This window comes from Halobacillus sp. B23F22_5 (genome assembly GCF_043497085.1).
Taxonomy (GTDB): domain Bacteria; phylum Bacillota; class Bacilli; order Bacillales; family Halobacillaceae; genus Thalassobacillus.
Window position 1 is genome coordinate 25,645 of record NZ_JBIEKI010000015.1, and the last position, 22,736, is coordinate 48,380.

Below are 22,736 nucleotides of genomic sequence, written 5' to 3' on the forward strand. Positions count from 1 at the left end.
AACGGACAGTATGGTTAGAGAGTGTGGAAAGGGGCTGGAATTGATGAAGCAAAAATATTTAGTACCGGTAGACGGTTCCGAACATTCCTTGCGGGCTTTAGAATATGCGATTGAGCATGCAAAAGAAACTGGCAGTGGAATTTTACTTGTGCACGTACAGCCTGAATATAATACACATAATATCCGCAGGTTTATTACGAAAGAGCAAATTAAAGAGTACCAGCAGGAAATGGCAGATGAAGCATTCCAGGCTACCGAACCGCTATTGTCAAATAGTGATGTGCCGGTAGAAAAAGTGATGTTGATCGGTATAGCCAGTGATGAAATCTGCCGTTTGGCACGAAAGGAAAAAGTGAAAGGCATCATCATGGGTTCCCGTGGTCTCGGTCGAGTGAAAGGTTCTGTATTAGGAAGCATCAGTTATAGCGTCCTGCATACGGCTGATGTGCCAGTCACCGTTGTTCCTTAATAAAAACAATCACCCGCCTTCCTTGGCATACAAGGAAGGTTTTTTTATTTGTTTCATAGAAACAAACGGCAACATCTTTTAACCTAGCCTGGAATACGAATAGAAAAGGGAATCGACTTACTTTCCAGGCACCATACGTGTATGACCTTTGACTCAGCGATAATTCCAAACGGCTGATTCCTGAATTAGATGCAGATATGATAAGATAAAAGAGCTAATAACTTTCCAAAAGGAGGATATTATGAGGAAATTATCAGGTGCCCTGATGATTATTTTATTGATCATTACAGCGGCATGCAGTAATAAAGATGAGCCTACGGCGGAAGAGCGTTTTACTAAATACATAAATTTATGGCAGGATCAGAAGTTTGAAGAAATGTACGACATGACTGCTGCTTCCTCTAAAGAACATTATACAAAAGAAGAAGCGGTCGATCGCTTTAAAAAAATCTATCAGGATTTTTCTATTAAAGATGTAGAAGTGACCTTTGAGCAGAAAGAGGAAGAAGAGGAAGAGGATAAGGAGAAGACAGAAGAAACCATTCCCTTCAAAGTTTCGATGACATCGGTTGCAGGTGACATCGAATTTGATTATGAGGCGACGCTGACGAAAGAAGAACGGGAAGCAGACGGTGAAACGAAAGAAAACTGGTATGTCAACTGGAACCCGGGATTCATTTTTCCGGAGATAGCTGAGGGCCAGGAAGTAGGACTATCCACTAAGAATCCTGTCAGAGGAGAAATTTACGATCGCAATGGCAACGGTCTGGTCATTAATGCTGAATTTCTGAACATCGGTGTGATTCCGGAACAGCTTGGGGAAGAGGAAGCAGAGATGAAACAGAAGATTTCCGAACTCCTGGATATGGCTGTAGAAGATATTGATAAAAAGTTGAGTGCCGGCTGGGTACAAAAAAACCCGGGTCAATTCGTACCACTGAAAAAGATACCCGCAGATGAGAAGGAGAGAATAGAAAAACTGGTTGCCATGGAACCTGTCTCTACCCAGGCAACCACCGGACGGGACTACCCTTATGGAGAAGCAGCCGCCCATCTGACTGGCTATATCCGCCAGGTGACTGCCGAGGATTTAGAAGAATTGGATGACGAAAAATATCATGCCAATAGCATGATTGGTCATGGCGGGCTGGAAGGAAAGATGGAAGACACCTTAAGCGGGTCCCCTGGAGTCACTATTTATGCTAAATCGGAGGAAGGAACCACAACCATCGCTGAAACTCCAGTAGAACATGGGGAGGATGTACATCTTACGATAGACGCTGAGCTCCAGAAGAAAATCTATCAATCTTATGAAGGAAAAGCAGGGGCTGCGGCGGCCATCCACCCGACTACTGGTGAAACACTGGCACTGGTCAGTTCTCCCGCTATCGATCCGAACCTGAGGGTTTATGGTACGACCAAAGAGCTTGATGATACAGGACAGCCCAGCTTGAACCGTTCCATGTATACCTTTGCACCAGGGTCAACCATCAAACCGGTTACGGCGGCGATCGCATTGAGTAATGGTGTCATCGCACCAGAAGAAACCATTGACATTAATGGCAAAACGTGGGCAAAAGAAGATGGGTCCTGGGGTAATTATGAGATCAGTCGGGTCACAGAATTTAATGGACCTGTCGATGTCACCAATGCACTGATTCGCTCCGATAATATCTTCTTTGCAAGAACAGCCTTGAAGATGGAACAGGAAACCTTCCGTGCCGGCTTGGAATCGTTTGGTTTCAATCAGGAAATTCCGATCGAATACCCTGTATATAACTCGCAGATTTCCAATGAAGATACGTTTTCCGATGATTTGCTGATGGCAAACACCGCCTATGGACAGGGCCAAATGGAAATGTCATTGATCCATCTCGCGACAGCGTATACCCCATTTTTCAATGAAGGTAACTTGTTGAAGCCTACGATTGTTAAAGGTGAAAACACGCGGGAAATTTGGAAAGAGGGTGTGACCGACCCACAATACAATGATGTCATTAAAAATGCGCTGCGCCAGGTGGTTGCTCATGAAGCAGGAACGGCACGTGCTGCTAACATTTCAGGAACTTCATTATCCGGAAAGACAGGGACAGCTGAATTGAAACGTACAAAAGATGAGGAAGGAAAGGAAAACGGCTGGTTTGTCGTTTATCCGACCGAAAATACGGATATATTACTTGCAATGATGAAAGAAAATGCCAAAAGCGGGGACGTTGTCAAACAGGCCGCAGGATTATTCCGGAATATGGAATGAACCGGTCGCTTGTTGCTAAATCTGTGATAGTTTTTTATAATAGATGCAGTACAAAAAAAGCATAGATTCAAAGCCTTCCAAGGGGAGCCGAATTTGGCTGAGAGTGGGCGCTCGTGTCCTTACCCTTCGAACCTGTTAGTTAATACTAGCGTAGGAATGGTGGCTTTTATGATGGTGCAATGCAAACGGAATCCGTCCATCTGGAAGCTTCCCCCTTGGCATTGCTTTTTTTGTTGCCAAAAAACAAGGGGAGTGATTGACTCATGAGAAACAAACGTACGTTATTTATGGTAGAGGTGGCGATTTTTGCAGCGCTTGCGACACTGTTGGACTTCATCCCGATTTTCAAAATGCCGCAGGGCGGTTCGGTGTCGCTTGCGATGGTGCCAGTCTTTCTGATTGCGTTCCGCTGGGGATTAAAAGGTGGACTGCTGACCGGATTGCTTTACGGGATTTTCCAGATCATCGTCGGACAGGCTTATATTTTGACGCCGGTGCAGGCGGTTATTGAATACGGGCTGGCGTTCACGCTGTTAGGATTAGCCGGTATTTTTGCTCACACAGTCAAACAGGCGTTAATCAACCATAATACGAAGAAGTTTTTCACGTATGTAACGCTCGGTATACTGCTTGGAAGTACACTCCGGTTCATCGGACACTTCATCGCAGGCGTCGTATTTTTTGCCGAATATACCGATGCAGAAAATGTATGGATTTACTCGTTAGTATACAATGCTTCTTATATGGTGCCAGCAGCAATCATTAGTGCGCTCGGCTTGGGATATTTATTCCACAAACAGCCGCGAATTCTTTTGAATGATCAGGAACAGGCTTCCTACCGGGCGGCAGCAAGACCTAAGGAACAATTGAATTAAATCATCAACCTTGCCAATTATTTCTGGCAAGGTTTTTCTTTTTATCAGGGGGGTATATAGTATGATGGAGAAAAGGGGGCAGGGAATATGAGAGAATTAGTAGGTCGCTGCAGTAAGTGCGGAAAAAGCGTTTATTGTGAGGACGGCTTTTTGAATGGTTTCTATGAGAATAAACAATTGTACTGTAATGCATGCTATGAAAAAGTAGAGGAACAGGAAAAGTGAAAAACAAATTCGCCCGCATCCAAACCAGAATGAAATTATTACTTAAGAAAAAACGAAGCTGGCTATTCATAGCGGTGGTGCTATGGTTATCCGGCGTGATATTCTACAATACTTCCTATAAGACATTACCCGAAGGGCTCTCTTATGAAGGCAATGTACACGACATGAAACAGGTTGAATTCTTTCGCGATTTGACCTACCCGGACGAAAACGGCAAAACCGTCCATGACCGCGAGATATTCCAGGAAATCAATGATCTGATCGGAGAGGCGGAAGAGTTTGTCGTGATTGATATGTTTCTGTTCAACGGTTATACAGATGGAAAGAGAGAATTTCCCCCAATATCAAAAGAGCTTGCTGATGCTATCATCAAGCAAAAAGAAAAGCATCCTGACCTGAAGGCAGTGTTTATTACCGACCAGGTCAATACGGTCTATAATTCCTACCAGCCGGAAGCGATTGAGCGGCTGCGCGCGAATGATGTGGACGTCGTGATGACCAGCCTGAGCGAACTAAGGGACTCTAATCCATTGTATTCATCGGTTTACCGGACCTTTTTCCAATGGTTCGGGGAAAAAGGGGATGGCTGGATAGGCAACCCGATGGCGAAACAGGCTCCTGATATCACCTTCCGTTCTTATGTGAAAATGATGAATATCAAGGCGAATCACCGCAAGCTGATAGTTACAGAAGATGCGGCGATTGTATCTACCGCCAACCCTCATGATGCCAGTGGTTATCATGAAAATGTGGCGTTCAAGATGAAAGGACCGATACAGAAAGATATTTTAGAAGCAGAAAAAGCGATCGTCGACTATTCCGCCGAGGAGGAAGTCGATTATCCTGATATCGAAAGCTATCAGTTTGAAGAACAAACCGGCAGCATCAATGCCCAGTTTCTGACTGAACGTAAAATTTATGAAGCGATTTTAGCTGACTTAGAGAATGCTTCAGAAAATGATAAGGTCTGGCTTGGTATGTACTACCTGGCTGATCGGAAAATACTGGGCCGTTTAATAGAAGCGGCTGATAATGGTGCAATGGTCAATATTATTCTCGACCCGAATAAGACAGCTTTTGGCAATACAAAGACAGGATTGCCGAATATCCCGGTCGCGGCTGAATTGTTTAAGCTGGATCATCCAAATATGAACATACGCTGGTATAACGTCGGTAAAGAACAGTTCCATACAAAAATGCTTTACATTGATAAAGCAAAAGGTGACCATGTGATTATTGGCGGATCAGCGAATTATACGAGACGTAACCTGGCTAACTTGAATCTGGAGGCAGATGTAAGAATCCAGGCGCCACAAAAGGAGCAAGTAATCCAGGAGGTAAGGGATTATTTTGAAAATATGTGGACGAACCAAGGCGGCGCGTATACCGTAGCCTACAAAGAAAATGAAAGTGAGTTGAACTTTTTACTCAGCCTGACTTACCGTCTGCAAAAGCTGGTCTGGTTTACCACCTATTAAGCGCGCCTAATCATCCCTGGTTGAATGTCGTGTGCGGGGTGAACAAACCTGAAAAAATGGCTGAATCCTTGTCCCTTTGTAACGGAAGGTCCTGGGATTCAGCTCTTTTACTGGACAAAAGCTTTTAATACCAGACAACTTTAGCTGTAACTAGACAATTTCCGGATTTTACTAGACATTTTTGAGAAAATACTAGACGAAATCAATAATTAACTAGACAAAAATTACTTTTTCTAGACAAAATAATACGACATAGGAGCAAATAAAAAAGAGTGTGAGCCATAACAGACGGCTTCACACTCTTTTATCTATTTAGGCTAAAATTGACTCGACATCTTCGGTCTCAGTTACCAGCAGCAGTACTCTCCCTTGATCCATTTCTTCTTCATAACTATCCGCTTCCTCTTCACTAAAGCCCATTTCCTCTAATTTCGTACGCAGTTCGTCCCCTTTTTTACTGAACAGGTTTCCGATTGCATTCTTGAAATCCTGCTCGGAAAATCCGATCGTGTTCGCACTGGCATTGCTGGCCAGGCGCTCCGTACGATCATCATCGTGGGTCAATACATAGACATTGTCGCTATCAATCCCGCGATCTTTTAACTTTTTCACATCTTCGATTACTTTTTCATCGTTGGTATATTCTCGAATAAATGGTTTCATTATACGCACTCCTTTATAAGGTATACATCATCCCTATAACCCTAAAGCAGGCTATGCAAACTTCTGAAACATTGACAAAGGAATAAGATTAGATTAATATCTAATTAGATATATATTTAATTAGGTGGTGAAAACATGCAATTAGATAAAATGGTGCAATTTCATAAAGCTGTTGGGGATGTGACAAGAATAAGAATCCTGGCATTACTGAAAAAAGGACCACTCCACGGACAGGAAATAGCGAATAAGCTTGGACTGAAGCCGCCAACGATTACCCATCATATCGCAAAGCTGAAAGACACCGGCATGGTTTATGCGAGACGAGAAAAAAATACGATTTACTTTCAACTTGATGAAAAGAAACTGGAATACATGGCCACAGCAATCATACGAATCGGGGAGGAGAATCTTGTGAAGAAACAGGAATTGGAAATGACCGAAGCAGAAAAGCATAAAATCATCAAAAATTTTGTAACGAAAGAAGGGGAGTTAAAGCAGATTCCGAGTCAGTTGAAGAAGAAACTCGTCATTCTCAGCTACTTTGTCGAGCATTTTGAACCCGGGAAAGTATATGAGGAAAAAGAGGTCAATGCGTATATTAAAACCTTCCATGAAGACTTTGCCACGATACGCAGAGAATGGGTGATGCAGCAATTCATGTATCGGGAAAACAATCGCTATCAGCTGAACCCTAAGGAAATTTGGCCGATTGTTATCGAAAAATAGGTTTTGTCTCCCCCTAAACAGGTTACTAGTTTATATAATGCGAATAATCTAACCTGCATCTCATCATTACAATAGGGGGAAGATAGTATGCTAGAGCGTGACCATACCGTGGTTACCATCAACGGAAAAGAATACTTAGCGGATCCAGGGCAGAATCTATTGGATCTGATCAATTCGACGGGAGAAAATATCCCTCAAATATGTTATAACGAATCGCTTGGCCCCATCGAAACCTGTGATACTTGTATCGTCCAGGTGAATGGGGAACTGAAACGTGCCTGTGGTATGAAAGTCGAAGCGGGCATGCGCGTCATGACCAATCTTGCAGAAGTACATGATGCCCAGAAAGAAGCATTGGATACGATCCTGGAAAAGCATGAACTATATTGTACGGTCTGTGATTACAACAACGGCGACTGTGAAATACATAATGCGGTCGCAGACTTTGGTTTAGAGCATCAATCTCGTGAGTTCAAGCCTACTTCCTATGAAACGGATAGATCCGGGTCCTTTTACCGTTATGACCCGAACCAGTGCATTCTTTGCGGGCGCTGTGTGGAAGCCTGCCAGGATGTTGTTGTCAATGAAACATTGACCATTGACTGGGAGCGAAAAGAACCGCGTGTCATCTGGGATAATGATGTACCGATCGACCAGTCCTCCTGTGTCAATTGCGGCCTTTGTGTAACCGCTTGCCCTTGTAACGCTCTGTTGGAAAAGGATATGGAAGGGGAAGCAGGATACCTGACTGATCAGGAACCTGGACTCCTGCGTTCCATGATCGATTTGACGAAGAAAGCTGAATCCGGCTACGGTCCATTGCTGGCTGTTTCCGATACAGAAGCAGCTATGAGAGAAGACCGTATCAAGAAAACGAAAACGGTATGTACGTATTGTGGTGTCGGGTGCAGTTTTGATGTATGGACAAAAGATCGAGAGGTATTAAAAGTAGAGCCTCACGCACAGTCCCCTGCCAATGGAATCGCAACATGTGTCAAAGGAAGATTCGGCTGGGACTACGTCAACAGTGAAAAGCGCCTGAGAAAACCATTGATCCGCCGTGGAGATCATTTCGAAGAAGTGGAATGGGATGAAGCTATCCAGTATGTAGCCAAACGTTTCACGGAAATTAAAGCGGAGCACGGCCCGGATGCCTTAGGCTTCATCGCTTCTTCCAAAGCGACAAATGAAGAATCTTATTTGATGCAGAAGCTCTCCCGCCAGGTTATTGGTACAAATAATGTGGATAACTGCTCCAGGTATTGCCAGTCGCCAGCGACGAAGGGACTGTTCCGTACGGTGGGCCATGGCGGGGATTCTGGCTCCATCGAAGATATTGCAAAAGCGAATCTGGTAATTACCATCGGTTCCAACACAGCAGAATCTCATCCGGTATTAGCTTCCCGGATTAAACGTTCCCACAAGCTGCATGGGCAGAAGTTATTCGTGTTCGATTTACGCAAGCACGAAATGGCTACCCGTGCCGACCGTTTTTATCAGCCTCAATCCGGAACTGATTTGGTATGGCTGTCTGCAGTTACCAAATATATTTTGGATCAAGGATGGGAAGACAAGAACTTCCTCGATGAATGGGTGGATGGATTTGAAGAGTACCGGGATAGCCTGGAAAAATACACCCTGGAATATGCAGAAGAGATGACGGGCATCTCTCAGGAAGAACTGAAAGATTTGGCAAAAGAAATTGCCGAAACGGATAAAGTAGCTATCTGCTGGGCGATGGGTGTTACACAGCATATGCTTGGCAGTGATACCAGTACGGCGATTTCCAATCTGCTATTGATTACAGGAAATTACCGCCGTCCAGGTACAGGTGCTTATCCACTTCGCGGTCACAACAATGTTCAGGGCTGCAGTGACTTCGGAAGCATGCCAAATTATTTCCCGGGCTATGAATTTGTCACTGATGATGACGTTCGTAAGCGGTACGAAAAAGCCTGGGGCGTAGATCTTCCAAAAGAAGTGGGGATGGACAACCATGAGCAAATTAAAGCGATGCATGAGGGCAAGTTGAAATCTTTCTACGTCAAAGGGGAAGATACTGGTATCGTAGACGCCAACATCAACTATGTCACTTCTGCATTTGAAAAATTGGAGTTCATGGTGGTTGAGGATCTATTCCTTACCAAAACTGCTGAATACGCCGATGTGGTCCTGCCTGCAGTGGCGAGTCTTGAAAAAGATGGCACATTCACGAATACAGAACGCCGAATTCAGCGGCTTTATAAGGCGATTGAACCAATGTATGATACAAAGCCTGACTGGGAAATCATCCAGCTTATCGCGAAAGAACTTGGCTTTGACTGGGGATACACTCATCCAGAGCAGATCATGGAAGAAGCTGCTGGCCTGGCTAAGCTTTTTGCCGGCGTAAGCTATGAAAAGCTGGAAGGCTTCAACTCCCTTCAATGGCCAGTTCATGAAGATGGTACGGATGAGCCGCTGCTCTATCAGGATGGATTCAATTTTGATAACGGAAAAGCAAAGCTCTATCCGCTGGACTTTGAATTAAAATATGATGTGACAGAAGAGTATGATCTTCATATCAACAACGGTCGTCTATTAGAGCATTTCCATGAAGGTAACATGACGTATGAATCAGAAGGTATTGTACGTAGAACTCCTAGTGCCTGGGTAGAAATTTCACCGGAACTCGCAGAAGAAAGAGGGCTGAAAGAAGGAGGAGAAATCAAGCTGATTTCTGAAGCAGGAGAAGCGACAGGCATCGTCACAATCACCGATCGCGTCAAAGGAAAAGAATTGTACATTCCAATGAGCGCCAATGGAAAATCAGCTGTCAACTTCCTGACGGACAATCGTGTCGATAAAGATACTGATACACCTGCTTATAAAGAAATTGCGGCTAAGATGGAAGTTGTCACGAAAAAAGGAGAAAAATCACCAATTCCGCCGAATAATCATCGTCGCGGCAATCGTCAGCCACAACTCAGTGTTCAAGTGGAAAGAAAATGGCAGCGTGAAGACTATGAATTCCCGGGAAGCAAGGTGAAAAACAATGGCTAAATCACTGACTAATATCAAACGGATGGAAATACCGAAGGAAGTACAAGTGGAGAAAGATGTCGAGGAGATTAAGGAAGCCTTATCTGAAAATAAACATGCGATTCTAGAGGGAATCAAGCTCCTCAAGTCTCTCGATGATGCTGACATGCTGCAAGCAATGTACGCCTTAACCAATCACAGAAAAGAAGCGATGGGGAAACTGGCTACGGAACTGAACAAAGACCAGTATTCCGGGGTAATTGAAAATCTCACCGGTTTCATGTTCCTGCTGGGAGATCTCGATGTCGATGCCATCAGGAGTCTATCCGATCGCATCAACCGCGGGATGGAAGAAACAGAGAAAGAACCCGAGTCTAAAACAGGTTTCATGGATCTTGCCAAAGCGTTGAAGGATCCGGAAATCAATCGCAGTGTTACGATGCTGATGCAATTTTTAAAGGGAATGGGAAGAGAATAGTGAAAAAATCCAGCACCGGAATAGGTGCTGGATTTTTTATATCAATAAGTAAGTGTAAAATACGGACTCTTCCGTGAAGTATTGGCTAGCTCGAGCTCTCAGACACTCGTGACATAAGCAACCCGTCTTGCGGAAGGAAAGGTCCCCTTCCTCCAGCCGTTTTGCTTATGCGTGTCGTGTCTCTCGGGGCGCTTACGCTTTTTTTATATGGCAATGAAGAACCAGATGATCATGATTAACTGGATCACTATTTTGGCAACAGAGCCGCTGAGGAAGCCGAGCAATGAGCCGATGCTGGCACGCATGGATTCTTTTGGAGACCGCTGTTGCAGCAGTTCCACGACTAATACCGCAAGGAACGGAATGATGATAAGCCCAAACGGAGGAATGATAAAGGAACCGACGATGACACCGATCGCAGCTGACCTTTCTCCCCACTTCGTGCCGCCATACTTTTTTACAAAAAAGCTGTTCGCAATAATGTCTGAAACAATCAGTATCAGTGTAAGCAGTGCCATGGCTGTCCAAAAGAAGAAGGAGAGTCCATCACTGTTGATGAAAAACTGATAAATCAAAAATCCTGCCCAGAGTGCCACTGTTCCTGGAATGATTGGGAAAATAAGACTGGCAAAACTTAATAGAAATAACACGACAATGATTGTCCATAGTATAAACTCCATTGAATTACCTCCTATCTTTACTGTGGATGATCAGCGATAAATCAAATTTGTTATTATTTTCTATCCTACACTATAAAGAAAACTGGCGCACAGGTTTTCTCCCTATGCGCCAGCCAATCATTGTTCAGTAATTTCAAATGCTTCATTAATCGTGATCCCAGGAGCCGAGCGTTGTTCTAATGCCTTTGCCAGCCCATTTGCATCCGGGTGGGGCTTGATGACATCATTTTCAATAAAATGAGGAAGGAAGCGGTAAGTCGCTTCTTCGTTCTCATCAATCTCAAGCTGTAACACACCTGTCTGAGCCGTTTCCCCTTTTACGTAGTCCGGAAATAAAAAATTGCCAAGAGAATAGGCGATTAATTTTCCATTGTAGATTTCAAAGCCCTGAAGCACATGGGGGTGGCTGCCGATGATCCCATCAGCACCCGCATCAATCATCGCATGAGCATAAGCTTGTTCAGACTCATTGAATTGGGTATCTTTTTCTTTTCCCCAGTGAATTTGAACGAAGACATAGTCATTCGTCTGCTTGGTCTGTTCAATGATTTTGAGCACGCGGTCCATTTGATAGCCACTGGCTACCCCAGGACGATCCCCGACAGCATACCATTCGATATAGGGAAGTACTTTTGAAAAGTTCAAGAAAGCAACTTTTTTATCTTGGATGGTAGTTTCATAGGCTTGATAGGCCTGGTTTTCATTAGCTCCGCCTCCAATGGCAGCTAATCCAGCCTCATCAGCAAAGTGCAGCGTATCAAGTAACCCGTCAATTCCAAAGTCAAGCGTATGGTTGTTGGCGAGCGCAACGCCATCGACGCCGACATTCGCCAATGCATCCATCGCATCAGGCTTGGTCCGGAAATTGTAGATTTTATCTTCTTTGACCCCTCGTTCTGTTGCAGGAGTTTCAAAGTTTACGAACGTAAAGTCATCCTGTAAAAAGTAATCCTTTACATGCTGGAATGGATATTCAAAACCACTTTCCGCAACGGTCTGTTCCAGTGACCAGGCAAACAGGACATCCCCAGTGAAGGTGAGGGTCATCTCTGACGATTGCGCTTTTTCCTGTTCGGATGATTCTGGGTCTTGTATGTGGGTGGTTTCTTCAGTTTCTTCTGTTGTTTCAGAAACATCAGGATTTCCTTCCGCTTTGACCTTTCCTGTATGATTTCCATCTTCCTTCGCAGAACTGCAGCCAGCAACAAAAATAAGTAAACATATGATTAATATGAGCGTACGTTTCAACTACCATTACTCCTTATGTATGAAAATTCTCCTGCCAAGCATTCTATTTGACAAATTTAGACTTAAATGTCTAACAAAACCATCGTAATATACAAATGTAACCAATACAATAAAAATATTGCAATATAGGATATTATAACCAGTGGCAACATTGCTCTTCTTGATTTTTAAGAGGGACTAACAAACGTTAGGAGGAAGGAAGGTGGGATATGTTGAGACAAATTTTTAGGCGCTAAGGCAGCAGGTTTTATACAGGGGTTCAGGAAGTGATAATAGAACCTAGTTTTTCCCCTTTTTCAATTAAAAAAGGCCCGGTTTCACACCGGACCTTTCATTCATCGTTATTTGATTCCCAGTTGTTGTCTGTCAGGCGGCGCCATGAATTCAGGTCCCACTGGATCTTTAATATGTCTCATCAGGATTTCATCAATATCATGCATGCTTTCGTCGTCGATTTCAAAATTAAGTTCATCTATTGGATCCATCTGATCGGGACGACGACCGCCCATTAAGGCAATATTGGCGCCAGGCTGTTCAATCACCCATTTCAAAGCTAAGTGAAGCACGCGTTTTCCAAAGCGGTCCTGCGCCAGTTTATCGAGCTCATCCACTGCAGACAAGTATTGTTCAAACCGCGGGGACTGAAACTTCGGATCTTCTTTTCTTAAGTCATCACCTTCAAAATTGCGGTCTTTCGTCATTTTACCGGACAATAAGCCGCGGCATAATGAGCCATATAGCAGGGAAGTCATATCGTTTTCCTGCACATAAGGAAGGAGATCATTTTCCGATTCCCGTTCAAATAGATTGTATGGCGGCTGCAATGTGTGCAGTGGTGCAGCTTCCCGGAAATAATCCATTTGTTCCGTTGTGAAGTTGCTGACTCCGATCGCTCTTATTTTTCCTTGTTTATACAGATAATTCAATGCTTCCGCTGTTTCGTCAATCGGAGCGACGGGGTCAGGCCAGTGGACCTGGTAAATATCGATATAATCCGTCTGTAAGCGACGCAAAGAATCATCGATTTCCTGATGGATCCGTTCCTTGCTCCCATTACGAAACGGCTGTTCATCTTTCCAGTCCAGCCCCACCTTGGTAGCAAGAATGATGTCATCTCTATTTCCATGTTCTTTTACAGCTTTCCCGATGATTTCTTCGGATCTGCCGAAGCCATAGACAGGTGCTGTGTCGATCAAATTCACGCCTTTATCAAGTGCTGTGTGAATGGTACGGATGGATTCCTTTTCGTCTGTTCCACCCCACATCCAGCCGCCGATCGCCCATGTTCCAAGACCAATCCGGCTTGCTTTCATGTCTGTGTTGCTGATTTGAATTCTATCCAAGCTTATCACTCCTATACTGCAAGTCTCTCTAACGCTCTTCCCGTTATAGGTGCACTTTAATCGTAGCGGCTCTATTCCATTAACTTGTTAAGCTCTTTTACTGCCTTGCTCAAATCAGAGTGAACGACATGGTCGAATAAATAATCTTTGTCCGTCGGTTCGCCATTTATCATGATCGTGTCCAGTTTCCCAAGACAAGCTGCGTATTCTGGAAGCAGGTTGAATGGAGTAACGAATAAAGACGTGCCCATTACCAGCAGGACATCGGCGTTATCGATAATAGCTTCCGCTTGATCATGGGCCGTTATCATATCGCCGAATAGTACGACATCCGGCTTTAGGACATCGCCGCACCCACTTTCCTGACAACGGGGAATATCATTTGCCATCACGTAATCCAATGGATAGGAGGTCCCGCAAGCGGGGCAGGTTGCCTGGTTCAAAGTTCCATGATATTCAAGCACACGACTGCTTCCAGCCACCTGATGAAGACCATCCACATTTTGAGTGATGATAGCTACGTCTTTGGAATGGTCTTCCAGATTTTTGAAAAAGTTATGGACGTGGTTCGGTTGATAATTTTTCAGCAGTTTCAGTCGGAAGATACTTTTATACTTCTTCCAGAAATCCTCGGGGTCTTTGTAAAAGTACTGATTCGACATGTAATACTCACGTGCATGATTCTCCGTCCACAATCCCTGGCTGGAGCGGAAGTCAGGAATACCACTGGCAGTAGATACGCCTGCGCCTGTAAGTACAGCGATGGAATTTGCCTGTAGTAATTTTTCAGCGATTTGTTTTAGTGGTTGCACCATAGATCCCTCCTGATTACATCATCGTTGCTTGTATTATAGGATAAGTACCAATGAAAATTAAAACAGATCCCCATATAAGTAAGGGGACCTGTCGGATTACTATTTTTTATTGAAGCCTTTATTTTTCACGTGATCCGTGACATCCATCCGGATTGTCTTCTGGAAACGACGCTTCATTTGATCGGTCCACGTGTCTTGTCGGTTGTTTTCCGAACGCTTCGCATAATATTTTCCAATTTTTTCATCGAATCGATCCAACGCCTTCTCATGGTCCTGGTAACCATTTTCAAAATAGACAGCATCGATCGGAAGGCGTGGTTTGGGTTCTGGATGGTGGGCAGGGTAGCCGATGGCCATACCGAATAAAGGAATGACATGTTTTGGCAAATGGAAAAGTTCATCGACTGCAGCAATGTTGTTGCGGATGCTTCCAATATAACAGATGCCAAGGCCCATGGATTCAGCTGCTATGGCAGCATTTTGTGCAGCAAGTGCCGCATCAATGGCTGAAACGAGAAAATGTTCACTATTTTCCAGGTTATCCAGCATGTTTTCATATTCATCACTTGTTGCTTTGACTGTCACGCGGTTCAAGTCTGCGCAAAATATCAGGAAATGTCCGTTATGTTTAACATACGATTGTCCGGTAATCTCAGCTAACTGTTCTTTTTTGCTTTCATCCGTTACACCAATAATGGAGTAAGCCATCATATAACTGGATGTGGATGCGTGCTGTGCACTGCTAACGATCGATTCAATTTGCTGCTGGTTCAGTTGTTTGGATTTGAACTTACGTATCGAGCGGTGGCTTAATAAGTTTTCGATCATTTCATTCATGGTGATTCTCCTTTATAGCTAATTGATAGTTAGTATGATTTCTGTAGTAGGGGAGCCCTTTGACCTCCAATTTTCAAGGTTGTAGGAAGCGTAATTCTCCACTTTGGGTACATCAATTGTCAATTCACCTGATTCGGTCCATTTCATATTTTCGATTGGATATTGATAAGCTTCGTAGCTTACCCCGGGATATGTATCCGAATCGATAGAGAAGTTCTTTTCAGAAAGCGTCTGTAAATCCACTATTTCCACGTGGTTGGTCGTAACCCCTTGCTCGTTATTCCTGCTGAATTTCATCGCGATCAGGCTGTCATGTGATACTTGCACCTGTTCCAATTTTGCTAAATCAGCCATCAAAATCGATATTTCCTCAGAGAAGTCGATCAATAAGTATGAACAGCGTGTTTCATGACAAGCGAATTCGATCAGGGCCTTATCGGCATGTTCGTTCATCGTGATCGGAATGAAGCTCATTGTCTCCAGCTTGGCTCCAGGGTCAGAAGATGCACTTAAAAAATTATTCAAAATCGGATGTTTTTTTAAGTCGATCGTAAATGTTTCTTCTCCGAGTTGGATTCGATATTTTTTCGGAGCTTCTTCGTCTTCTCCTTTTTCTTCTTCTACCTTGGGACTGACCTCTTCTTTTTTCACGTCCATCTTTTCTTCCGTTGCTTGTCCTTGATCAGGTGAGCAGCCTGCAGATATCAACACCATACCCAACATAATGAAAAATAACACGTGTTTCATTTTTTTAGCTCCTCTATTATTCTTCTCTATTAAAAATTACCATTACCAACGTGGGATTACAACAACTTCCAATTAGAAATACCAGCCTCCATATAATAGGAAAGAAGCTGGTTTCAAATTTGGCTAGCTCTTAGCATTTTGATTTTTGTTTTCGTTTTTAGGTGGATTTTATGTGCCAGGCTGTTGGAAGGTCTAATCAGCATCTGCAGAGTTCCCAGAACAAGCAAAGCCCTAACATGTTTACACTTTATATATAAAAGAAAACGCCCTGGTTTCAGGGCGTTCCTTGTTTATATATTCTTGTTTTTAGGTCTGTGGACTTCACTTTGGGCGCTGCGATCCAAGTATTCTTCTGTCAGCATTTCTTTATCCTGAATCGTCATATCAGCATCTGCGACTGCTTTGTTGCCTCTTTTCTCAATATAGATGGCAATAGCGATGAGTAGGGCAAGGGGTACTAAAAACATTAACCAGATCATGTTCAACCCTCCTTGCTTTAGTATGTTAATTAAGTTCCCGAAATATGCAGACGGTAACCCATTGTGACAGTAAAAGGGGAAAATGGGGGACTTTTTGAGATGTTTTGTTACGTGGTTGTAAAGCTGCTTAATGCTAAAGGACTAGGAAATGGACTTCTATATAAAAGGCTCTATAAACCGCGGTTATGGATTATTCATTAGAGATTTACTTAATTATAAAGCCGAAAAGTCGAAGACCTGATTTCAAGATATTGTAAGAGGGGAAGGGCGTTGGGGAACAACTCGCTTTCCGTGGGCGAGTGATGAGCCTCCTCGAGCTGACGCTCTGTGGGGTCTCATCTAACACGCATTTCCCACAGGAGTCTCGCAGTTCCCCTACGCCCTTTGCCATAGGAAGTTCTCGAAATCACACTTGTGGGGAATACAACCCATAATATTTGATAGAAGATTTCTGCGCCTTTATGTCCTTTATATTCTCTATAAACGCTTCAGGATGAAGTTTTTAGTTGTGCACTATTCTCTTTTTGAAGGGTCCGTTTAGTACAAAACTGGCTGGATGGGAGGGGAAACGGCGAGACTCCCGCGGGATAAGGGGCTAGGCGAGATCCCGCAGGGCTTTAGCCCGAGGAAGCTTGCCAGGTCCCCCCGCAGGAAAGCGAGTCGTTTCACAGACCATCCCATTCCTCTCAAGGTAACGGACCCAATCACCTCGAAACTGAGTCTTCATAGTTAACCGGAGCTTTAAGGGAGCCAATTTAAACCAGCCTCCAATGAAGGGTTCTGGTATAATGGAAATAACAAGTAAAGGAGCGTGATGTTTTATGAGCAAATTCGTACAATCAATCAACCACAAAAACAAACAAAATTATCAGGGAGGGTACTTGATGCAGTAACCTCCCAACTAGGAGGAACTTTATTGGAACAAATCACATGGGAAACACTTGGGTACGAAAATTTCTTTCAAACACAAACAATAGGAGAAGAAACTCCTCTAGGTCGAATTACCAAAGCAGGAAATGGTTTATATACCATCCAGACTCCTGAAAAAGCCTTTTCAGGCAAAATATCCGGTAGGTATTGTTTTGACGCAGAGGTGCAAGGAGATTTTCCTTGTGTTGGAGACTGGGTTCTTTTTCAACCACAGGCAGGAGAGGATAAGGCAATCATTCACCAGCGTCTCGAACGGAGGACGTTATTGACACGGCATGCTGCAGGAAATACACATCAGGAGCAAGTGATGGCTGCCAATATTGATTATGTCTGGATAGTCAGTAGTATGGATCAGGACTTGAATCTGCGAAGGATTGAACGTTACTTGATGCAGGTATATGAAAGCGGCGCGGTACCCGTTATTATATTGACAAAAGCAGATTTAGCACCCGATCCTGAAAGGCAGGTAGCAGCGGTCGAACGGATAGCTCCGGGAGTATCGGTATATTCTGTCAATACCCTTCAGGGAGTGGGATGCGATTCCTTGATTGAAAAATTTGCACCAGGAATGACGATTGCATTGATCGGTTCCTCCGGTGTTGGTAAATCGACTTTAATTAATCGTCTAGTCGGAAAAACGGTCCAGAAAACCCAGGAAGTCCGGGAAGAAGATCATAAAGGAAAGCATACGACTACCCATAGGGAAATGTTTTTAGTGCCAGGAGGGCCACTCATCCTGGATACTCCGGGAATGCGAGAACTGCAGTTATGGGGAGTATCTGATGGTGTACAATCGACGTTTTCTGATATTGAAGACTATAGCAGCCAATGTAAATTTCGTGATTGCAGCCATGGGAGCGAGCCAGGGTGTGCAGTCAAACAAGCAATAAAGGATGGCAGGTTAACGGAAGAGAGGCTGAAGAATTACTGGAAAATGCAGCGGGAGATTGAACGCCTGGACCTTAAATCCAAGTATGGCGCCCACAAAACCAACAGAATTCTCCATAGTCCAAAAAGTAAAAAGTGAAATGTTTGAGGGATAACAGATCTTCTGTTATCCTTTTTATATACGCGGTTGGGTACCTGTTTCGTGGATAGCCGCATCAGGTAATGTAGAAAAAATCGCGTTGTATCAACGCTTTTAAGGACATTTGAAAAAGGTCGAAAAAAGTTCAGGCATACCCCCTTGACTATTTTGGTGATATGATTTAATATACATATCAGGGTATTAAACCCGCCGGGGTATTAGAGGTTTTTAACTTCTAGACGGTGAAAATATTAATAACATTCTCAAGGAGGAATTTATAATGAAAACAGCTATTATCGCAGCAAACGGTGGAGCGTTCGACGCTTACAAGGTATTGAATATCGCAAACGCATCTGCAACTTACGATGGAGAAACTGCTGTATTCTTCACATTCGAAGGTTTGAACTTGATCCACAAGGATGCTCATAAGCAGCTTCCAATGCCAGAAGGAACAGAACACTTCCAGGAAGGTTTCGAAAAAGCAAATGTACCATCCATCCCTGAATTGGTTGAAATGGCTCAAGAGATGGGCGTACGTTTCATCGCTTGCCAAATGACAATGGACGTAATGGGTCTTACTAAAGAAGACTTCGTTGACGGAATCGAAGTTGGCGGCGCAGCAACTTTCCTAAACTTTGCTAAAGACGCGGATGTTTCTCTAACATTCTAATTATACTGAGGTTTAAAGGAGTGGAGTAAATGGTAACAGTATATACAACTAGCACATGTCCTTATTGCACCATGGTCAAACAATTTCTTGATCAGATGAGTGTCAATTATGATGAAGTCAATCTGGAAAAAGATCCGGAGGCTGCGAGAAAGTTAGTGGAAACGACTGGTGAAATGGGCGTCCCGCAAACAAATATCGACGGTCAATGGATTATCGGATTCGATCCGGAAACATTCTTGAAATATTTGCCGAAACAGTAAAAGCAGTAATTGGACCATGTCGATTACCCGTTTCGGCGTGATGGAAGGAGATTTGTATGGCCGGTAAAATGTTTTCACATGAGAAAGCCGAAAAATTGCTCGATCCAAAACGACAGGAAACCGTTCCTGTTGAGGAGGTCATCAGGCTTCTTGATTTAAATGGCGATGAAAAAGTCATTGAATTGGGAGCAGGAAACGGGTATTTGACAATACCGATAGCAAAAGAAACAAGTGACCGCGTCACCGCGGTGGATATCCAGCCGGAAATGCTGGAAATGCTGGCAGAACGTTCAGAAGAAGCTGGTATTACTAATATTGATCGCATGCCGAGTGGAGTGGATCGTCTCAATTTCCCTGATGGTTCATTCCAGCGTGCGGTTGCAGCATTTGTCCTTCATGAAGTTCCGAAACTGGACCAAACACTGCAGGAAGTCTACCGTGTTCTTCCGGAACACGGGATGTTCGTAGTGTTGGACTGGGAAAAGATTGAAGCAGATCAGGGACCACCACTCCATGAGCGGATTCCATCACAGGATTTGGCCCATGAAGTCGAGCAAGCTGGTTTTTCTGTGAAAGTCGGCAAGCTCAATAAGGATGTATACTTTATTGTTGCCACTAAGTAAATAAGGGGACGAGGGAGCAAACCGCTTCCTCCACCCGCTCCACTTATTTTTTTAAAAGTCTGCCGAGATTTCAATGGGTTGACTTTTAAAAAAATAAGTTTAAACTATACCCTTAGGGGTTATGGTAATAATGAAGAGGGGTAATGTGAAATGGAAACGATAATTACAATTGTAGCAGTAGCAATCATCATTGGATTTTTAGCAAAAAGAATGATGCCGGCAAAAGGCGTCGATCAGATTACAACTTCCCAATTGAAGGATGATATGAAACAGAAGAAGGATAAACAGTTCATTGATGTCCGTACACCTGGGGAATACAAATCCAATCACATTAAAGGATTCAACAACCTTCCGCTTCAGCAATTAGGAAATCAAGCGGATCAACTCAATAAGGAAAAGCCTGTCTATGTCATCTGTCAGAGTGGCGGCCGTTCATCAGCAGCCTCTCGCATGTTGAAAAAGAAAGGCTTTGAAAAAGTGATCAATGTCCAAGGCGGCATGAACGCCTGGAGAGGTTAAAAGGAGGATATTCACAGATGAAAAGTTTAACTGCAGAACAAGTAAAACAAAAAATAGAACTAGGCGAAAAATTGAATATCGTTGACGTTCGTGAAGTTGGCGAAGTGAGCCAGGGTAAAATCCCTGGAGCGGTGAATATTCCGCTTCACTTGCTTGAGTTCCGTAAAGATGAATTAGATAAAAACACAGAATATATCATGGTTTGCCGTTCCGGCGGCCGCAGCGGTCAAGCGACACAGTTCCTTGATCAGTATGGATATGATGTTACCAACATGGAGGGCGGAATGATGTCCTGGAGTGGGGACGTCGAATAAACCGTCACGTGATCTTTAATAAACTTTCACCTAAAATAGGAGGTATTTTCCAATGAAAGTAAATGAAGTACTAGATGCTAAGGGCTTAGCTTGCCCTATGCCGATCGTAAAAACGAAAAAAGCAATGACTGATCTCGAACCTGGCCACGTGCTTGAAATACAGGCAACGGACCGCGGTTCAATCGCTGACCTGGAAGCATGGTCTGAAAACATGGGTCACCAATACCTCGGTCATAAAGAAGATGGCGATGTCTTGTACCATTATGTACGCAAAAGTACAGACTCAGAAAATAAGCCAGAGAAAAAACATGACCAGGTCGTTTCCAATGAAGATTTGGAAAGCAAACTGAGTGACGATATTACTGTACTTGATGTCCGTGAACCAGCGGAATATGAATTCGGCCACATTCCTGGCGCCGTATCTGTACCGCTTGGAGAAATCGATGAAAAAGCGGATGAAATCGAAAAAGATAAAGATGTCTATGTCATCTGCCGTACAGGAAGCAGAAGTGACATGGCAGCTCAGAAACTTGCAGAAAAAGGCTACAACGTATATAACGTAACGCCAGGCATGAAAGACTGGAACGGAAACGTAGAAAAATAAATCATTAATTGGAGGGGTATCAATGCCAAAAGCAATGAATGCACAAGAAATTGCACGCAAAGTTATTGATAAAGAAGAATTGTTCATTCTGGATGTTCGTAACCAAAAAGAATTCGCAGACTGGAAAATCGAAGGTGACAGTGTAGAAGTCATTAATGTACCTTACTTTGATCTACTAGATGGCGTAGAAAGCATCATGGATAAACTTCCAAACGAAAACGTACTGGTCGTTTGTGCAAAAGAAGGATCTTCCATGATGGTTGCCGACCTGCTTGAAGAAGCTGGCGTGAAAGGAGTTTCTTACTTGAAAGGCGGTATGAAAGCCTGGAGTGAGTACCTGGAGCCGGTTAAAGTAGGCGACATTTCTGATGGCGGTGAACTATACCAGTTCGTACGTCTGGGTAAAGGCTGCCTATCTTATATGGTTGTCTCTGATGGCGAAGCAATGGTCATCGACTCCAACCGTATGATCCAGCCTTACCTTGATTTTGCAAAAGAAAAGAATGCGAAAATCGTTCAGGTGGCAGACACTCACCTGCACGCAGACCACATTTCCGGCGGTCGTGCGCTTCGTGAAGAAACTGGTGCACAATACTGGTTGCCACCGAAAGACGCAACAGAAGTTCAATTCGATTACAACAAGCTTGAAGACGGCAATGAAATTACTGTCGGTACGACTAAGGTTGCTGCTCAGGCAGTATATTCACCAGGACACACCATCGGATCTACTTCTTTCATCGTCGACAACAAATACTTGTTGACTGGTGACATTCTATTCGTAGAATCTATCGGTCGTCCTGACCTTGCCGGTCTTGCAGAAGATTGGGTTGGCGACTTGCGTGAGACACTTTACAGCCGTTACAAAGAACTTTCAGATGACTTGGAAGTGCTGCCAGCTCACTTCGCTAACATGAGTGAAGTACAGGATGATGGAAAAGTATCAGCACCTCTTGGTGAACTTTACAAAGTGAACACTGGCTTGAATGTGGAAGACGAAGGTGAATTCCGTAAGATGGTTACAGAAAACCTTCCACCACAACCAAACGCATACCAGGAAATTCGCCAAGTGAACATGGGTAAACTAACGCCTGAAGAAGAAGAAAAGCGTGAAATGGAAATCGGACCAAACCGCTGCGCGGTATCCTAATGGGCTGCCCCATTTTAGTGGGGCTCCCGGTTAATTTTAAAAAAGGAGTGTATCAAAATGGAAGCAAATAAAGTACTAGATGCAAAAGGTCTGGCATGCCCAATGCCAATCGTAAAGACGAAAAAAGCGATGGATGAATTGAACAGCGGAGATATTCTTGAAATCCACGCTACAGACAAAGGTGCAAAAGCAGACTTAGCAGCCTGGACAGATTCCAGCGGACACGAACTTGTCGACCAGCAAGAAGAAGACGAAGTTCTTAAGTTCTGGATCAAGAAAGGCTAAAAGATAAAAAGGGGGGACA

25 protein-coding genes and 1 riboswitch are annotated in these 22,736 nt (G+C 43.7%); of the genes, 17 read left to right on the top strand and 8 right to left on the bottom strand.

The features are described 5' to 3' along the window. Window positions 1-43 precede the first annotated feature (43 nt). The 5 genes from ACGTN9_RS16275 to ACGTN9_RS16295 all read left to right on the top strand — a co-directional run bounded on the left by ACGTN9_RS16275 (window position 44) and on the right by ACGTN9_RS16295 (window position 5,301). Window positions 44-469, top strand: coding sequence for a universal stress protein (locus ACGTN9_RS16275; protein ID WP_499594604.1), 426 nt, complete (start codon window positions 44-46; stop codon window positions 467-469). 241 nt (window positions 470-710) lie between these two features. Next, entirely contained in the window at window positions 711-2,723 is a 2,013-nt protein-coding gene (locus tag ACGTN9_RS16280) for a penicillin-binding transpeptidase domain-containing protein (protein ID WP_499594606.1), read from the top strand. 70 nt (window positions 2,724-2,793) lie between these two features. Beyond that, window positions 2,794-2,897: riboswitch (TPP riboswitch) on the top strand. A gap of 89 nt (window positions 2,898-2,986) precedes the next feature. Beyond that, window positions 2,987-3,598 (top strand): energy-coupled thiamine transporter ThiT, encoded by a 612-nt coding sequence (gene thiT / locus ACGTN9_RS16285; protein ID WP_499594608.1) that lies wholly within the window; start codon window positions 2,987-2,989, stop codon window positions 3,596-3,598. Between the two features lie 87 nt (window positions 3,599-3,685). After that, window positions 3,686-3,823 (top strand): hypothetical protein, encoded by a 138-nt coding sequence (locus ACGTN9_RS16290; protein ID WP_499594610.1) that lies wholly within the window; start codon window positions 3,686-3,688, stop codon window positions 3,821-3,823. After that, complete coding sequence (locus tag ACGTN9_RS16295) at window positions 3,820-5,301, top strand: phospholipase D family protein (protein WP_499594613.1); 1,482 nt, start codon at window positions 3,820-3,822, stop codon at window positions 5,299-5,301. The genes ACGTN9_RS16290 and ACGTN9_RS16295 overlap by 4 nt, the downstream gene beginning before the upstream one ends. 312 nt (window positions 5,302-5,613) lie before the next feature. Here the strand turns inward: ACGTN9_RS16295 and ACGTN9_RS16300 are convergent, their stop codons facing one another. Then, window positions 5,614-5,964 (bottom strand): YflT domain-containing protein, encoded by a 351-nt coding sequence (locus tag ACGTN9_RS16300; protein WP_499594615.1) that lies wholly within the window; start codon window positions 5,962-5,964, stop codon window positions 5,614-5,616. 135 nt (window positions 5,965-6,099) lie between these two features. Between ACGTN9_RS16300 and ACGTN9_RS16305 the strand changes: the two genes are divergently transcribed. The 3 genes from ACGTN9_RS16305 to ACGTN9_RS16315 all read left to right on the top strand — a co-directional run bounded on the left by ACGTN9_RS16305 (window position 6,100) and on the right by ACGTN9_RS16315 (window position 10,189). Beyond that, a complete protein-coding gene (locus ACGTN9_RS16305; RefSeq protein WP_499594618.1) occupies window positions 6,100-6,690 on the top strand; it encodes a DUF2087 domain-containing protein in 591 nt (196 codons plus the stop codon). Between the two features lie 87 nt (window positions 6,691-6,777). Next, complete coding sequence (fdhF, locus tag ACGTN9_RS16310) at window positions 6,778-9,732, top strand: formate dehydrogenase subunit alpha (protein WP_499594621.1); 2,955 nt, start codon at window positions 6,778-6,780, stop codon at window positions 9,730-9,732. Continuing rightward, window positions 9,725-10,189, top strand: coding sequence for a helical membrane plugin domain-containing protein (locus ACGTN9_RS16315; protein WP_499594624.1), 465 nt, complete (start codon window positions 9,725-9,727; stop codon window positions 10,187-10,189). The genes fdhF and ACGTN9_RS16315 overlap by 8 nt, the downstream gene beginning before the upstream one ends. 203 nt (window positions 10,190-10,392) lie before the next feature. On the opposite strand, the gene ACGTN9_RS16320 is transcribed toward ACGTN9_RS16315, so the two are convergent. The 7 genes from ACGTN9_RS16320 to ACGTN9_RS16350 all read right to left on the bottom strand — a co-directional run bounded on the left by ACGTN9_RS16320 (window position 10,393) and on the right by ACGTN9_RS16350 (window position 16,338). After that, window positions 10,393-10,869 carry a DUF456 domain-containing protein gene (locus ACGTN9_RS16320; protein WP_499594627.1) on the bottom strand — a complete coding sequence of 159 codons (477 nt, stop codon included), beginning with the start codon at window positions 10,867-10,869 and terminating at the stop codon, window positions 10,393-10,395. Window positions 10,870-10,986: 117 nt separating this feature from the next. Then, a complete protein-coding gene (locus ACGTN9_RS16325) occupies window positions 10,987-12,117 on the bottom strand; it encodes a CapA family protein (protein WP_499594629.1) in 1,131 nt (376 codons plus the stop codon). 341 nt (window positions 12,118-12,458) lie between these two features. Next, window positions 12,459-13,460: an aldo/keto reductase gene (locus tag ACGTN9_RS16330; protein WP_499594631.1), complete on the bottom strand. Its 1,002-nt coding sequence runs from the start codon at window positions 13,458-13,460 to the stop codon at window positions 12,459-12,461. Between the two features lie 71 nt (window positions 13,461-13,531). Then, window positions 13,532-14,275: an NAD-dependent protein deacylase gene (locus ACGTN9_RS16335; protein ID WP_499594634.1), complete on the bottom strand. Its 744-nt coding sequence runs from the start codon at window positions 14,273-14,275 to the stop codon at window positions 13,532-13,534. 99 nt (window positions 14,276-14,374) lie between these two features. Beyond that, complete coding sequence (nfsA, locus tag ACGTN9_RS16340) at window positions 14,375-15,112, bottom strand: oxygen-insensitive NADPH nitroreductase (RefSeq protein ID WP_499594636.1); 738 nt, start codon at window positions 15,110-15,112, stop codon at window positions 14,375-14,377. Window positions 15,113-15,130: 18 nt separating this feature from the next. Further along, the gene (locus ACGTN9_RS16345; protein WP_499594639.1) at window positions 15,131-15,859 is read right to left on the bottom strand and encodes a hypothetical protein; all 729 of its coding nucleotides are present in this window, start codon (window positions 15,857-15,859) and stop codon (window positions 15,131-15,133) included. 290 nt (window positions 15,860-16,149) lie between these two features. Further along, window positions 16,150-16,338 carry a hypothetical protein gene (locus tag ACGTN9_RS16350; RefSeq protein ID WP_499594642.1) on the bottom strand — a complete coding sequence of 63 codons (189 nt, stop codon included), beginning with the start codon at window positions 16,336-16,338 and terminating at the stop codon, window positions 16,150-16,152. A gap of 916 nt (window positions 16,339-17,254) precedes the next feature. Between ACGTN9_RS16350 and rsgA the strand changes: the two genes are divergently transcribed. The 9 genes from rsgA (at window position 17,255) to ACGTN9_RS16395 (ending at window position 22,717) form a co-directional block, all read left to right on the top strand. Next, on the top strand, window positions 17,255-18,295 hold the full coding sequence (rsgA, locus tag ACGTN9_RS16355) for a ribosome small subunit-dependent GTPase A (RefSeq protein WP_499594644.1): 1,041 nt from the start codon (window positions 17,255-17,257) through the stop codon (window positions 18,293-18,295). A 280-nt stretch (window positions 18,296-18,575) separates the two neighbouring features. Next, window positions 18,576-18,965 (top strand): DsrE/DsrF/DrsH-like family protein, encoded by a 390-nt coding sequence (locus tag ACGTN9_RS16360; RefSeq protein WP_028782534.1) that lies wholly within the window; start codon window positions 18,576-18,578, stop codon window positions 18,963-18,965. 29 nt (window positions 18,966-18,994) lie between these two features. Next, entirely contained in the window at window positions 18,995-19,225 is a 231-nt protein-coding gene (locus ACGTN9_RS16365; protein ID WP_093045687.1) for a glutaredoxin family protein, read from the top strand. 56 nt (window positions 19,226-19,281) lie between these two features. Beyond that, window positions 19,282-19,848, top strand: a complete 567-nt coding sequence (locus tag ACGTN9_RS16370) for a class I SAM-dependent methyltransferase (RefSeq protein ID WP_499594648.1) — start codon at window positions 19,282-19,284, stop codon at window positions 19,846-19,848. 150 nt (window positions 19,849-19,998) lie between these two features. After that, window positions 19,999-20,367, top strand: a complete 369-nt coding sequence (locus ACGTN9_RS16375; RefSeq protein ID WP_499594651.1) for a rhodanese-like domain-containing protein — start codon at window positions 19,999-20,001, stop codon at window positions 20,365-20,367. 17 nt (window positions 20,368-20,384) lie between these two features. After that, the gene (locus tag ACGTN9_RS16380) at window positions 20,385-20,681 is read left to right on the top strand and encodes a rhodanese-like domain-containing protein (protein ID WP_499594654.1); all 297 of its coding nucleotides are present in this window, start codon (window positions 20,385-20,387) and stop codon (window positions 20,679-20,681) included. Between the two features lie 52 nt (window positions 20,682-20,733). Continuing rightward, window positions 20,734-21,285, top strand: a complete 552-nt coding sequence (locus tag ACGTN9_RS16385) for a sulfurtransferase TusA family protein (RefSeq protein WP_499594657.1) — start codon at window positions 20,734-20,736, stop codon at window positions 21,283-21,285. 22 nt (window positions 21,286-21,307) lie between these two features. Then, window positions 21,308-22,432: an MBL fold metallo-hydrolase gene (locus tag ACGTN9_RS16390; RefSeq protein WP_499594660.1), complete on the top strand. Its 1,125-nt coding sequence runs from the start codon at window positions 21,308-21,310 to the stop codon at window positions 22,430-22,432. Between the two features lie 57 nt (window positions 22,433-22,489). Next, window positions 22,490-22,717: a sulfurtransferase TusA family protein gene (locus ACGTN9_RS16395; RefSeq protein WP_499594663.1), complete on the top strand. Its 228-nt coding sequence runs from the start codon at window positions 22,490-22,492 to the stop codon at window positions 22,715-22,717. The last annotated feature ends 19 nt before the right edge of the window (window positions 22,718-22,736 follow it).

Bases quoted from the DNA above. Each gene is read 5' to 3' on its own strand.
- ACGTN9_RS16375 (WP_499594651.1), top strand. From the start codon at position 19,999: ATGGAAACGATAATTACAATTGTAGCAGTAGCAATCATCATTGGATTT.
- ACGTN9_RS16390 (WP_499594660.1), top strand. From the start codon at position 21,308: ATGCCAAAAGCAATGAATGCACAAGAAATTGCACGCAAAGTTATTGAT.
- ACGTN9_RS16360 (WP_028782534.1), top strand. From the start codon at position 18,576: ATGAAAACAGCTATTATCGCAGCAAACGGTGGAGCGTTCGACGCTTAC.
- ACGTN9_RS16370 (WP_499594648.1), top strand. From the start codon at position 19,282: ATGGCCGGTAAAATGTTTTCACATGAGAAAGCCGAAAAATTGCTCGAT.
- nfsA (WP_499594636.1), bottom strand. From the start codon at position 15,112: ATGAATGAAATGATCGAAAACTTATTAAGCCACCGCTCGATACGTAAG.
- ACGTN9_RS16305 (WP_499594618.1), top strand. From the start codon at position 6,100: ATGCAATTAGATAAAATGGTGCAATTTCATAAAGCTGTTGGGGATGTG.
- ACGTN9_RS16365 (WP_093045687.1), top strand. From the start codon at position 18,995: ATGGTAACAGTATATACAACTAGCACATGTCCTTATTGCACCATGGTC.
- ACGTN9_RS16280 (WP_499594606.1), top strand. From the start codon at position 711: ATGAGGAAATTATCAGGTGCCCTGATGATTATTTTATTGATCATTACA.
- ACGTN9_RS16350 (WP_499594642.1), bottom strand. From the start codon at position 16,338: ATGATCTGGTTAATGTTTTTAGTACCCCTTGCCCTACTCATCGCTATT.
- ACGTN9_RS16300 (WP_499594615.1), bottom strand. From the start codon at position 5,964: ATGAAACCATTTATTCGAGAATATACCAACGATGAAAAAGTAATCGAA.
- ACGTN9_RS16320 (WP_499594627.1), bottom strand. From the start codon at position 10,869: ATGGAGTTTATACTATGGACAATCATTGTCGTGTTATTTCTATTAAGT.
- fdhF (WP_499594621.1), top strand. From the start codon at position 6,778: ATGCTAGAGCGTGACCATACCGTGGTTACCATCAACGGAAAAGAATAC.
- ACGTN9_RS16380 (WP_499594654.1), top strand. From the start codon at position 20,385: ATGAAAAGTTTAACTGCAGAACAAGTAAAACAAAAAATAGAACTAGGC.
- ACGTN9_RS16290 (WP_499594610.1), top strand. From the start codon at position 3,686: ATGAGAGAATTAGTAGGTCGCTGCAGTAAGTGCGGAAAAAGCGTTTAT.
- ACGTN9_RS16345 (WP_499594639.1), bottom strand. From the start codon at position 15,859: ATGAAACACGTGTTATTTTTCATTATGTTGGGTATGGTGTTGATATCT.
- ACGTN9_RS16315 (WP_499594624.1), top strand. From the start codon at position 9,725: ATGGCTAAATCACTGACTAATATCAAACGGATGGAAATACCGAAGGAA.
- ACGTN9_RS16385 (WP_499594657.1), top strand. From the start codon at position 20,734: ATGAAAGTAAATGAAGTACTAGATGCTAAGGGCTTAGCTTGCCCTATG.
- ACGTN9_RS16395 (WP_499594663.1), top strand. From the start codon at position 22,490: ATGGAAGCAAATAAAGTACTAGATGCAAAAGGTCTGGCATGCCCAATG.
- ACGTN9_RS16335 (WP_499594634.1), bottom strand. From the start codon at position 14,275: ATGGTGCAACCACTAAAACAAATCGCTGAAAAATTACTACAGGCAAAT.
- thiT (WP_499594608.1), top strand. From the start codon at position 2,987: ATGAGAAACAAACGTACGTTATTTATGGTAGAGGTGGCGATTTTTGCA.
- ACGTN9_RS16275 (WP_499594604.1), top strand. From the start codon at position 44: ATGAAGCAAAAATATTTAGTACCGGTAGACGGTTCCGAACATTCCTTG.